Source organism: Sanguibacteroides justesenii (assembly GCF_003204205.1).
In the GTDB taxonomy this organism is placed as follows: domain Bacteria; phylum Bacteroidota; class Bacteroidia; order Bacteroidales; family Marinifilaceae; genus Gabonibacter; species Gabonibacter massiliensis.
In genome coordinates this window covers 253,837-265,580 of record NZ_QJPL01000005.1, presented here as the reverse complement: position 1 = coordinate 265,580, position 11,744 = coordinate 253,837, and the positions used below count along the sequence as shown (strand labels likewise).

General features: G+C 48.7%; 18 protein-coding genes. 12 read left to right on the top strand and 6 right to left on the bottom strand.

The window, feature by feature from the left end; translation table 11 throughout:
- Window positions 1-12: 12 nt before the first annotated feature.
- The 11 genes from DMB45_RS09945 (at window position 13) to DMB45_RS09890 (ending at window position 5,624) form a co-directional block, all read left to right on the top strand.
- The gene (locus DMB45_RS09945) at window positions 13-882 is read left to right on the top strand and encodes an ATP-binding protein (protein ID WP_032557934.1); all 870 of its coding nucleotides are present in this window, start codon (window positions 13-15) and stop codon (window positions 880-882) included.
- 201 nt (window positions 883-1,083) lie between these two features.
- Complete coding sequence (locus DMB45_RS09940; protein ID WP_237143298.1) at window positions 1,084-1,383, top strand: hypothetical protein; 300 nt, start codon at window positions 1,084-1,086, stop codon at window positions 1,381-1,383.
- Between the two features lie 3 nt (window positions 1,384-1,386).
- Window positions 1,387-2,007, top strand: coding sequence for a GTPase domain-containing protein (locus tag DMB45_RS09935; protein WP_110688736.1), 621 nt, complete (start codon window positions 1,387-1,389; stop codon window positions 2,005-2,007).
- A gap of 11 nt (window positions 2,008-2,018) precedes the next feature.
- Complete coding sequence (locus DMB45_RS09930) at window positions 2,019-2,246, top strand: hypothetical protein (protein ID WP_110688762.1); 228 nt, start codon at window positions 2,019-2,021, stop codon at window positions 2,244-2,246.
- Window positions 2,247-2,253: 7 nt separating this feature from the next.
- Complete coding sequence (locus tag DMB45_RS09925) at window positions 2,254-3,021, top strand: DNA cytosine methyltransferase (RefSeq protein WP_201797294.1); 768 nt, start codon at window positions 2,254-2,256, stop codon at window positions 3,019-3,021.
- A 59-nt stretch (window positions 3,022-3,080) separates the two neighbouring features.
- A complete protein-coding gene (locus tag DMB45_RS09920; protein ID WP_237143297.1) occupies window positions 3,081-3,254 on the top strand; it encodes a hypothetical protein in 174 nt (57 codons plus the stop codon).
- A 268-nt stretch (window positions 3,255-3,522) separates the two neighbouring features.
- The gene (locus tag DMB45_RS09910) at window positions 3,523-3,945 is read left to right on the top strand and encodes a hypothetical protein (RefSeq protein ID WP_009292785.1); all 423 of its coding nucleotides are present in this window, start codon (window positions 3,523-3,525) and stop codon (window positions 3,943-3,945) included.
- A gap of 31 nt (window positions 3,946-3,976) precedes the next feature.
- Window positions 3,977-4,645, top strand: coding sequence for a DUF3164 family protein (locus DMB45_RS09905; protein ID WP_009292784.1), 669 nt, complete (start codon window positions 3,977-3,979; stop codon window positions 4,643-4,645).
- A 12-nt stretch (window positions 4,646-4,657) separates the two neighbouring features.
- Entirely contained in the window at window positions 4,658-4,942 is a 285-nt protein-coding gene (locus tag DMB45_RS09900) for a hypothetical protein (protein WP_009292783.1), read from the top strand.
- Window positions 4,926-5,168, top strand: a complete 243-nt coding sequence (locus DMB45_RS09895) for a hypothetical protein (RefSeq protein ID WP_009292782.1) — start codon at window positions 4,926-4,928, stop codon at window positions 5,166-5,168. Before DMB45_RS09900 ends, DMB45_RS09895 begins: the two co-directional genes overlap by 17 nt.
- Window positions 5,169-5,276: 108 nt before the next feature.
- Window positions 5,277-5,624, top strand: coding sequence for a hypothetical protein (locus tag DMB45_RS09890; protein WP_009292781.1), 348 nt, complete (start codon window positions 5,277-5,279; stop codon window positions 5,622-5,624).
- Here the strand turns inward: DMB45_RS09890 and DMB45_RS09885 are convergent.
- From DMB45_RS09885 to DMB45_RS09865, 5 genes are all read right to left on the bottom strand, one after another.
- Window positions 5,621-6,052 (bottom strand): hypothetical protein, encoded by a 432-nt coding sequence (locus tag DMB45_RS09885; protein WP_009292780.1) that lies wholly within the window; start codon window positions 6,050-6,052, stop codon window positions 5,621-5,623. The two genes, DMB45_RS09890 and DMB45_RS09885, sit on opposite strands and share 4 nt — an antisense overlap.
- Window positions 6,053-6,054: 2 nt before the next feature.
- A complete protein-coding gene (locus DMB45_RS09880; RefSeq protein ID WP_009292779.1) occupies window positions 6,055-6,531 on the bottom strand; it encodes a phage virion morphogenesis protein in 477 nt (158 codons plus the stop codon).
- 162 nt (window positions 6,532-6,693) lie between these two features.
- Window positions 6,694-9,222 carry a phage portal protein family protein gene (locus DMB45_RS09875; protein ID WP_234222745.1) on the bottom strand — a complete coding sequence of 843 codons (2,529 nt, stop codon included), beginning with the start codon at window positions 9,220-9,222 and terminating at the stop codon, window positions 6,694-6,696.
- A 9-nt stretch (window positions 9,223-9,231) separates the two neighbouring features.
- A complete protein-coding gene (locus DMB45_RS09870) occupies window positions 9,232-9,657 on the bottom strand; it encodes a phage protein Gp36 family protein (protein WP_005779451.1) in 426 nt (141 codons plus the stop codon).
- A 2-nt stretch (window positions 9,658-9,659) separates the two neighbouring features.
- A complete protein-coding gene (locus DMB45_RS09865) occupies window positions 9,660-10,895 on the bottom strand; it encodes a hypothetical protein (RefSeq protein WP_227195290.1) in 1,236 nt (411 codons plus the stop codon).
- Between DMB45_RS09865 and DMB45_RS14900 the strand changes: the two genes are divergently transcribed.
- Window positions 10,888-11,160, top strand: a complete 273-nt coding sequence (locus tag DMB45_RS14900) for a hypothetical protein (RefSeq protein ID WP_237143295.1) — start codon at window positions 10,888-10,890, stop codon at window positions 11,158-11,160. The two genes, DMB45_RS09865 and DMB45_RS14900, sit on opposite strands and share 8 nt — an antisense overlap.
- Before the next feature lie 7 nt (window positions 11,161-11,167).
- On the opposite strand, the gene DMB45_RS09860 is transcribed toward DMB45_RS14900, so the two are convergent.
- Window positions 11,168-11,620, bottom strand: a complete 453-nt coding sequence (locus DMB45_RS09860; RefSeq protein WP_005779446.1) for a helix-turn-helix domain-containing protein — start codon at window positions 11,618-11,620, stop codon at window positions 11,168-11,170.
- Window positions 11,621-11,744 lie beyond the last annotated feature (124 nt).

The following is an 11,744-nucleotide window of genomic DNA, read 5'->3' as shown; positions in this document are numbered from 1 at the left end:
ATGAACAGTACAATGACACAGAAAGAGAAAGATGATATCCGTGAGGCTCTCCGGGTATATGCAGCGAAGTATTCCAGCCAAAAAAAGGCTGCGGCAAGTTTGAACGGCGTGTCTGCAGGGACACTGAGTGCCGTGATTAACGGCAAGTATGAGAGTATCAGTGATGATATGTTCCGCAATATCATCGCTCAAATTACTCCGGCAGCTGCAGCCACCGGATGGCAGCTCGTGGAAACGAACTCCTTTCAGGAAATATGGTATGCCCTGAGCGATGCGCAGGAGTTTAAAAAAGTCCGCTGGATCGTGGGTGGTGCGGGATGTGGCAAAACAACGACAGCCACCATGTACGCTCAAAAGAATCATGAGGTGTTCGTCATCCTTTGTGATGAGGATATGCGGAAAGGTGATTTTGTTCGGGAGATCGCCCGTAAACTCGGTTTTAAGACTTGCGGGATGCGTATCCGTGAAATATTGGACTTGGCCATCGAGAGCATCATACAGATGGAAAATCCGCTTTTGGTGTTCGATGAGGGTGACAAGTTGAACGATAACGTGTTCCACTACTTTATCAACCTGTATAATCGGTTGGAGGGTAAATGCGGGATTACTTTCTTATCCACCGATTACATCCAGCATCGTATTGACTGCGGTTTGAACCACAACCGGAAAGGCTATAACGAGATTTATTCCCGCATTGGGCGTAAGTTCTTTAAGCTGGAACCAACCTCCTGTAATGATGTATTTGCCATTTGCCAAGCCAACGGATTGATGGATAAAAAACTTATTGCAAACGTGATCGATGTGACGGAGAAATCGGAGTTTGATTTGCGATGCGTGAAAGATGCCATTCACCGGGAGAAAAAAGTGGCGGCAGCGAAATAGTATAGAACCCTGTTCAAATGCCGGTTGAACGGCGTTTGAACGTAATTCAAAAAGTATATGAAACAAATTGTTTTACCACTCGCAAGCCGGTTCCCGGCAGGCCATCTTAAAGGAGGCCAGCTCACCGGCTTTCCTGAGAAAGTGATTAAAGGAACCAAGATCCACACGTTCCGTGAGGATCCGGGCAAATGGGAGTACAACATGAAACAGATCAATTCCCGCAATGCGGAGCTATCTATCCGCCGGTGGATTGGCCGCCCTTATCACACCCCGCAGCTGGAGGTGAAAAGGCTGAGAAAAATCGGTATCCAGCAGGTAAGGATGACATGGGACTCCGATATCGAGCAGCCGTCCGTTTTCATAGACGGGAAACAGCTTCTGAACGTGGAGCAGCTGGCAGCCAATGACGGGATGACTCTCGATGATTTCGTAAGCTGGTTCTTTAAGACCTCTGATACTTTCGAGGGAGTGGTTATTCATTTTACAGATTTCAGGTATTGATTTATGGCACGGGCATTATCGGTAACAGAGGCAGTAAGCATGAAGAAAGAAACGCTCAAGCTGACAGGCGCATGGGCGGAGGCTTTCGGCGAGCCTGAACGGATCGGCGTTTGGTTTATTTGGGGCAACAGCGGTAACGGGAAAAGCAGCTTTGTCATGCAGCTTTGCAAGGAGCTGGCAAAGTTCGGGCGGGTGGCTTATGACAGCCTCGAAGAGGGTGCGAGCCTTACCATGCAGAACACGCTCCGCCGTTTCAATATGGCCGAGGTAAACCGCCGTTTCCAGCTGCTCGACTGTGAGCCGATGTCCGAACTTGGTGAGAGGATGGATAAACATAAAAGCCCCGATTTTTACGTCATCGACAGTTTTCAATACACCCAAATGAGCTATAAGGAGTACATCAAATTCAAGGAGGCGCACCGGAACAAGCTGCTGATCTTTATCTCCCATGCGGACGGGCGGAACCCTGATGGCCGGAGCGCAAAGAAAGTGATGTATGATGCCTCCCTGAAAATTTACGTGGAGGGGTTCCGGGCTTTCTCGAAAGGCCGTTTTTTCGGCTCCGTGGGGCATTTTACGATTTGGGACGAGGGTGCGGTAAGATATTGGGGAGATAACATTTAAAACGAATGGAAATGAGCAAAAACAACCAAATGATATTGATATCGCCTCCCATGTTTATCGGGGAGGGAAACAGGAAAGAAAGTATCTCCAGCAAAGGCCACCGGTGTAGCCATTGCCACGGTAACGGTTTCTTTTGGGGAGAGGAACAACGGGAACGGGTGAAAATAGATTGCCCGGTCTGTAAAGGTAGCGGTAAACTCGATGCCGTGATAACAATCGAGTGGGAACCTGCAAAATAATTATTGTATGAGTTCAATGACACATGGTAGTTTGTTCTCTGGGGTTGGAGGTTTTGACCTTGGAGCCCAAATGTCGGGAATAAAAACAATTTGGAATTGCGAATGTGAGGAGCATAAACGGAACATCCTTAAATGTCATTTTCCCGATGCCGTTCAATTTGTAGATGTTTGTGCAATGATTGATCCCCCTTGTGTGGATATTATTAGCGGAGGATTTCCTTGCCAAGATATATCAATAGCAAATGTTTCAAATAAAAAACTTTGGGAAGATGGAAAAGTTAAAGGAATCAATGGAGAACGTTCCGGTTTATGGAAAGAATATAAAAGAATTGTGGGGCAAATTAGACCTAAATTCATCGTCTTTGAAAACAGCCCAATGCTCACTATTCGAGGATTTGAACAAGTCCTTTGCGATCTTACCAAAAGCGGGTATGATTGTCAATGGCAATGTTTATCGGCTACACAATTTGGTTTCAATCATAAGAGAGAACGAATTTACGGTATTGCCTACGCCATCGAAATCGGACGCAAAAATCATCTTGAGATCTTCCGCCCAATACAAGAAATATTACATGAGAGGACACCAAGACAAAGCCCTATTTCAATTCCAATTGAACGGTTTAACGGCAAATCAAGCTATGATAATGTACGAATGGATGATGGGTTTTCCCGTGAATTGGACAAAAGAAGAATAGAGGATATGGGAAATGCTGTCATCCCTCTTATTGCGTATTATTTGTTTGAGTGTATTAAAAAATTCCGTGAAAGTATATGAATATGAACGAAGAACTTTATCAAATAGGCTTACCGGTAGCCTCTTTAAGTACAGTCCTGATGGATTGGACTTGCTCTAATCGACCGGAGAAATTGCTGATCAGCCCGGCCAAGAAAGATGAATGGGCGGTGGTTGAACTCCGGAACCCGGAGCTGGCCGCAGCTATCATCAAGGACGTGCCGGAGGCAATGGTAAAAGTAGTACAACAACCTGTAAAAGTCGTGCAAATATGAAAGCATTATCAGCATTAAGACAGGTATTCAGCCTGAAAAAGAACGAGGAACTCGGCAGAAAGTTTTCTCACGAAGATTTGAAACGTATTGTCGATGCGATGAAATAGTATGCGGCATCCAAGCTGCAGGAACAGCGAGCCATTTGTCAGCGTGAATTTGAGTTGGCCTATGACTCCGGCGAAAGTAATTTGGGGACGAACCCGGCTATTACCGAATTGTACGTCCTGCAATCCTTAAAAGAAAGTGAAACCCCTGAACTTGACTGATTATGGCAAAGACAAACAGTTATTCACGTTTTTGGACGCTGCTGGCGAAAATACCCTGTTCTGACAGGGACGGTTTAAAGCTGCAGCTTGTATCCAGCTTTACGAATGGCCGGACGGACTCTCTGAGAGAAATGACTTTGAGTGAATATAACTCGATGATACGGGAGATGGAGAAGCAGACCGGATCCAGCCGTCCGGTCAGTTACGAGGTTCTGAAAAAGAAACGTTCCGCCGTTCTCCACCAAATGCAGTTGATGGGTATTGATACGGCAAATTGGGCGGCGGTGGATAACTTTTGTTTGGGCGTTCGTATCGCAGGAAAGAAATTCAGGGAGTTATCTGCCGATGATTTGGATGCGGTGTTGCTCCGAATCCGTTCCATACGGCAAAAGGATATGCAGAAAGCAAAGAAAGAACTCAATTAACTTATTTATAAACCATTTAAAATGTGATATTATGGCACAGATTGAAGAAAAGCAGACCGTTGAAATGACGGCAGAGGAAAAGGCTCAGTTCGAGGTATTCCGTAAGGAAAAGGCCAAAAAAGAGGCACAGGAAAAGGCGAAAGCCGAACGTGAAACGTACCGCCAAATGGTGGATGACGAAGTGAACAGCGCAATCCCGGTACTCCTCTCCTTGAGTGAGGATATCAAGGAAACCAAAAAAACGGTGCTGGAGAACTTTAAGAGTATCCTCGACATGAAATGCGAGGTTTTGAAAGTCGTAAAGGATGACCAGCGCAGCCATACCTTTACCAATTCGGAGGGGAACAAGCGCATTACCCTCGGCGTGTACGTGACGGACGGTTACCGTGACACGGTGGAGGACGGCATCGCCATCGTGAAAGAGTACATCGAGAGCCTCGCCGACAATGCTAAAACGAAATCACTCGTGAACATGGTCTTGAGACTGCTGGCTCGTGATTCCAAAGGCACGTTAAAAGCCAGCCGCATCGTCCAGCTTCGCAAGGTTGCCGAGGAAAGCGACAACGAGCGTTTCATGGAGGGGGTGCGTATCATTGAGGAGGCATACCAGCCAGCGATCAGCAAACAGTTCGTGAGGGCGGAAATGAAGAACGAGGACGGTATGTGGGTGACCATTCCCCTCGGTATGACAGAGGCATAAGGAGGGGTGGTCATGATATACAAAGTTCAATTCCAAATCCATCGCAGAGGTTACCGCAAGCTCCGGCTTGAGGGGTTGTACGTCCCGGAAACGGGTGGCGAGATGTCAGTTCCTGAAATGAAACGTGACGTTACCGAGTTCATCAAACGCCAGCTTTCCAGCCGGAACAAGGAATTTGAGAATTTTCAGGTGGAACTTACGGTTTTCAAAAAGCTCAAAACCGATTTCATGTATCACCCGAAATCAAGTGAAGAATTAACCGTAATAAAGGAGGAATCAGATGGAACAGGTGAATAATGCGAAAGCCCGGTATATTCCCACCCGTGTGGCTGTATGCAAGCGTTGCGGGGGAAAAGGCGTTGTATTCGAGTACAGCGATGAGAACAGGACAAAGGTGTCCGGATCCTGCAGGTGTCCGACCTGCCTCGGATCCGGCAGGGTGAAAGTGACCAGCTCGGTGGTAACCACTATAAAGCCGTTCGTTCCGGGTAAGGATGACAAAGAGGGCGAACTTACCATGTAAAAGCCCGCTGATCAATAATAAAAGTCCGCTGAATTCCTAATTTTCAGCGGACTTTTTTTCGTACTATGGTGCAAATGATGTACTTTTGCATTAAGTAATCCAATGAATATGCAGGAGCAGCTCGTGATACCTTTTTTTTGCCCGGAAATAGAGAAAGCCGGTAACCGCCGCAGAACACGCACGGTTGCCTCCTCCGATGCTGCCATCACCTCCCGCCGTGACCGGCTCGAAAAGCGGAACCGTATCATGACCGCCCGTTATTACTATTGGACTGAGATCAAACGCCGCCGCTTTGATGATGTGCTGAGGATCCTTTCCGATAACGAGTTCTTTGTCGAGGAACGAACCATCAGCAACACGCTGGTGGAGCAGGATGATTTTTACAATGAACTCTTGCGTTCCAAAGCATCCGCCCGCAAGCTCAAAGCGATGTTTCCCGGCTTTGACTGGAACTAATCCATAAACTCTGTTTCGTAGATCACGTTATAGACTTTCAGGCCGTCCGCCCTCTTTTCCGGCGCACCCCGGAGGCGGCGCATCGGGTTGAAAAGGTTCCCCCCGTTCCACCATTGCAAAGCCTCGTGTATCTTATCCAGCGTGTCCATGCAGCGGAGGGCGTGTTCCCTCACGAGTTTTGGGGCTGCGGCGTTTGTACTCCCTCCTGATTGAAAGGCCACCCTGACCTGTATCTGTGCCTTTATCTTCTGACGGCCACCCATGTGGGTTTCACAAGACGGGTAAGAGATATCTATCAGGCAGCACGGGAAAGCCACTGCAGGTCGTTCTCCCGTGTTCAGTTGTCCCTCCTCGGCATCTATCCACCTGAGCTGTGGCACTTCTGTTTTCAGCCGGTCACAAACGGCGATAAAAATTTCTTTGTTCATGGCTATTTATTGTTAAGTGAGTCAATATATCCCTCTATCCGTGCGTGTATCTGCCCGTTCAATTCTTCTGAATCTCCCATGAACTCACGTTTCGGGATATTGGTTTTCCGGGTGTGCGCCTTGACGGACACATCTTTCCGTTTGGTTTTTCGAGTATGAGCCGGTACGGACACTACTCCTTTAAAACCCTCGTTATGTGCCTGAGCGTAATCCACCTTTTCATTCCCCGCAGAGATGACCACCCGCTGGGGAGTTATCACTGCCGGTCTGATACTATTCACCAGCGCACCGGAGTCGATCAGCAGCGATCCGGTTGTTTTCGGTACTTTTGCCGGAGTCCACGGGTTCCCGTCAAAGGCTTTCTTCTTGAAAGTCGATTTATAGTATTCCGTGGCCGTTTCCGCCACGATTTCTGCCGCATCGGAGATTATCTCCTCCGGGAGCGATTGCAGATATTTATTTAATTCCTTGATATTCATATTAAAATAATTTTGTATATTTGCTCCCGTAAGCATATCGCTCCGGGGATGAATCGAATGTGCCAACACCTGACGGATGACGGGGGCATCAAAAAGTCCGGGCTTTATACGGCGGAGCGGGATGTCAATCCGTAGATAAAAGGAGGTTCTCAGAGCCTCCTTTTACTTTTTGATAAGCAGCCCACGGCGATACCTCCAGCGTGGATCTATCTTTCTGCTCCTGCGTCCTTTCACCTTGATATTGGCGTTCCGCTCTATCTCGAACCATGTCGTGACCTGATAGAGCTTCCCGTTCCTGACCTCGCAAACCACGTTTATCACCTTATCCTCGTAGAACTTGATAAAGTTCAGGTTATCGAACTTTTTCTGATAGTCGTTTATCCATACCTCGTCCGGGTTTTTAAGCACGTCCGGGATACACTCCACGAGCGGGACACGAGCCTCCTCGTATTTCTTTGTGGTGTGACGTTTGAACACCTCCTCCGTGAGTTGTACCTTTCGGCCTTTATAGTCATCCATCACCTGATGCGAATTCCTCCATTCGTTCGGATCCCCGGTGAACACCGGTGCTTTTTCGGTTGCTGCAGCCGCTTTCTTTCCAAAGGAATCCAGTCCATAGTCATTATAATGCAAGTCACCCAGCAGGGAGGCGGCCTTATCGGGGAACTTTCGGATATAATGCTGGTTCTTGGAAAACACCTCAGCCGTTTCTCCCCGGTTGGAATCCCATCCCTGAGCCTCGTTCATTTTCCATTCACCCGTACCGAGGTATTCATCGACAATGGCACGCATGGCGTTGATGTCTATACCCTCTACCTCGTGTTTCATGAGCGGAACCACCCGGCAACGGCATTTCCATCCATTAGGCGGGAATATCTTTTTCCATCGTGGATCGTTGGCCGGTAATATCACCCCGTCCAGCTTCCGGTGTTCCTCCCTTACCTTTTCATCCCCGGCAGTGACATATTTCCAATAAGGGAACATTTTCGTTTTTCCCATGAGCCGGTGGTAATTGCTGGCGGACTCCGCCGTTAGTACCGCCGTTTCGTATTCCGTCTTTTGCCACGTTTTATTGAACGTGCCACATATCTGCTCTGCTTTTTTGGAGAACTCCTGAAAATTACCGCTCTCCCTGAACGCCTTGTTCAGCTCCTGAATTTCCGCCAGCGTCTTACCGGCGGAGAAATGAAACAGGTTCATCTCCAAAGCGGTGATAAAAGCGTCATCCTGCAGGCCGTATGCGAATCTTACATCCGCATGGTTCATTGAACGTTTGAACGCACTTTGAACACCGCTCAAAAAGTCGGTAGCAATAAAGGAGAACAACTCCGCATCGAACTTCCCGGTTTCGCCGTTTGCAATCCTTGCGGCCAGCTTTTCCGACATCGGAGCGTTATCATTCAGCCTGATGGGGGCTTTTCCAATGGATGCCCCGACCTGCGGGGCTTGCACGAAAAAATCCCATAAGCGCATAAAGAAATTACGGTCTGCATTACTGATTGTATCCTCCTCCGAATCCTCTCCTATATCGAACTGAGCGGCCTGAGAGGAGGCACGTTTTGCGACCGGCTCCCCATCTTTAGGCACGGGAATCGAATATTTTTCATGCAGGTAGCTCTGCGGGATATCCATGATGTCGGAGAGCTGCACCACCTCGGCAACGGAGAGCTGCTCCGCCGCTTTGGGGAAAATGAACTTTCCGCCAGCAACGGGATACCCTCTCGCCTCCAGCATGGGGAGTACCTTTTGGTTGAGGACACGCTGCACGTACCGGAGGTCAGATTTATTCTTTCCCTCCTCTACCTCCTTGTGAACCTCACCCAATGAACGTGCGCCTTTCTCTCCCTGTACGGTGGTCATGGTTTGTCCGAGGATAGTGATCAGCATCTCCTCGTTGTTGGCCTGCCGGAATTCGTTGTACGAGGATCCTGAACCCGTTCCGCCCTCTTTGGTTTCCACATCCGCCTCTTTTGGGATGACCACATACGGTGCGGATCCGGCTTTATCGAAAGCCTCCTCCAGCAGCTTGCGGCTCTCCGGATCATACGTGTTGTATTTACCGATGCGCTGGGGCATCCCGAAAAGCTCGATCCATTGTGACCAATCCCCAAAGCCTCCACGTTTGTAGATGGCATAGGGAGCCGCCTTGAGTAACAAACCGAAATCCCGGTCTTTGCCGAGAATGAGCAGCTGTGAATCTCCCTCGTATGGTATGCCTATTTCGTCCGTGTCCTGCCGGAGGATTGTGCGGTTTTTCAGGTTGATATGCTTTGCCGGAATCGGTTCCACGTTGAAACCGTCATTAAAGGTCATTTCAATGCCTGAACGCCCGTATATTTTCTTTTTCAGGATTTCAGTCAGCAGATCCTCCCATGCGGTGGTGTCCATCAGGTCTGCGATCTCCTCCACTTCCTCCCCAGCCGCATTTTGGAAAGTAAGCTCCGAGTTCGTGACCGCATCGATGCGCTTTTGAACGGCATCGCTCAAAACGCCGTCAATCATGATATCATCGAGCAGGTCATACAGCTGCTTTGTTCGTCCATTGTCTGCAGAGGAGAGAGCCGTCCGCCAATTCCCCACGTCATACACTTTCCGCTGGGGAGCCTTGACTACGATCTGATGGATGACCAGCTGCTCCTTTGATTTTGCCCCGGCATTTGTCGTGGCCGTCTTTTTTTTCTTGTTCGCCATAGTCATATATTAAAAATGTTGATTACGCTTGGGATTGCTCCCGTAGATATATTCACCTGCAGTATCCGGTTTCCCGTCACCGTCCTCGTCTATAATGGGGAGGTTAGGCTTAATGTCTGATTTCTGCACTTGCCGGAGCCATGCCACGGCACGCTCGTACCTATCCTGCCGGAGCTGCAGGTCAGTACCGGCATTGCATAGGTTCACGAAATGCCACACGGCTATGTCCTTTACAAAAATGAGTAGGAGGGCGTTTCTTTGGCTCCCTGTGGCCTCGAAAATCTTTTTGCGGTCATACGCACCAAGATATCCGTATGCTTCCTGCAGGGCAGCGTCTATGGCTGCCGTGAGGATTGTTTCATCCTCCCTGCTGATAGCCTCTATATTCTCTTTATAGAGGTGCGTTTCCAATTCTTTGGGTGTGATAAATGCCATGATTAAAATCTCTTTTTATTGGTTACACGTGCGCCCACGGTGTAGGATCCAGCCGAGAGCGTGCTTATCTTTTGGTTGATGATCCACACGCCACCCTCGATGCAGTCCACGCCGTCAGCGGGTGATTTCATAGCTCGGTTGATGAGCAGGAACTGCTCCTCCAGCCTTTTCATGTGCGGATTATCCTTTTCGTCAATGTTGAGGATGAGTTGTCCTCGCCGGTTGATCGGCTCAAGGTTTCCCTCGATACGGTCAAACTTTTCCGGTTTCTTCCGGGTATCCGGTATGATCCCGATAAATCCGAGTTGTTTTCCTTTCTCGCTAAATAGCGGAACGAACACCTGTTCATAGAAAGGATCCTGCAGCTTGTTATTTTCGATGTAATTATATACCTGCGTTTTTTGCCCCACGTAATCCCGAAGATAATAATACCAGTTCACGTACTCCTCGTTTACCACATGGTCAAGATAACCGGTGTAAACGTAGAATTTACCGTCATAATACCCGATAAGGAAACAGGCTTTGAAAGAGGTGGCCTTATTCTTTGAGTTGGACGGAGCCGGATCCCCGTAAACAACGGCAAACTGCAGCTTTGAGAGTGGCGGGCATTTGCCCCATACCATTTCTTTGAACGTGTCACCCTCGGAGAGCGGGTTGTTCATGTATTCTTGCTGGAACGCCTTTGTGCTGATTTTGGACTGAATGCGGTTAATGCGTTCCTCCGTGTTCTTTTCCGGCCAGCTGGATTTGCCATCCTTGTCCCGGATGTTCACGATATCCCAATGGTCAGCTTTATCACCGGCACGTTTCACGCAGCAGTCGAGAGCGATCAGGTTTCCGCAGAATATCACCAGCAAATCCTCGCTGATGGATCGGGTTGGAAACAGAGCCTCCTCGAACCATTCCCATTTCTTTTTCAGGATGTCCGGGTTCCTGCAGTCTGCATCCGTATCGAAGTCATCCACGAGAGCCGTGTCCGGACGTACAGCGTCCTTTCTCGTACCACGGGGTGACTCCAGCGCACCGATAGCCCGGAACGTTGCCCCGGTAGTGAGCGTGAATTCGTCCGCCGTCCAGCTCCCGAACTCCCTCAAATCACCATAATATGCCTTTAGCATGGAATTGCTCTCAAAGGCTTTTTTATAAGGTTCCAAAAGCCGGACGGCGTTCTCGTGACTGTTTGAGATGAGTAGCACGTTCTTTTTCTTTCCGGTCAGCACGAGGTACATCATGCACATGAACACGATGGTGGATTTTGCCAGCTCACGTGACCACGATAGAACCTCGTACCATTCCATATTCGTGGTGATGCGTTTGATGGCCTTTTTATGGAATTTGGTAAAGGGGTACTTTGCGAATTCTGAGAAAAAGAACAGGATCCACTCGATGACGTTCGCCTCCAGCTTTTCCAGCTTCTTTTTTCGTTCCACCGGCGAGAGGTTGTCGGCGGCTTTGTCCCTTTTGAGTGAACGGTGGTATTCAGTCCACTCCTTGTATGCTTGAATATCATCTATTTTACCCATTTCATTTTCTCCTTTATATACGCATCGAAATAATCACTCAGCTCCTTTGCCCTTTCGAGATCCTGCTGTCGGAGCCAATCGAGCAGCCCACGGGAAACATTGTATATGTCCCTGATGGAGGCATCCTGCTCCAACGCCTCAAGGTCAGCCGTCAGTTTGCGCCGTATATCGGCCTCCGCCGCTGAGGGATACCGTTTTCCCTCCTCTTTGCCTGCGATGGAGCGGTCGAGTTCGTCCAGCTGCGTGAGCGTGGAGCTGATCCGTTCCTCCCGTGTCTGCAGGAGGTTGAGCTTTAAGCCCTCCCATTCCTTAACCCATTTGTTCACCGTGACACGGGAAACACCCACCCGGTCGGCAATTTCCTGCTGGGTGATGTTCTCTTTTAGATACATCAATTTCGCCCATTCTTTCCGTTGATTTGCTTTCAATTCTTCCGCCATAGCTATATCATTTTATAGCCCAAAGGTAAAGCCTTGCGGTGAGTGAAAATAATTGGTTTGTAATGGTTTACGTTTAAACTGAAATGGCTGCGGTTTAAGTTGAAACGGTTACAGGCCGATTTGT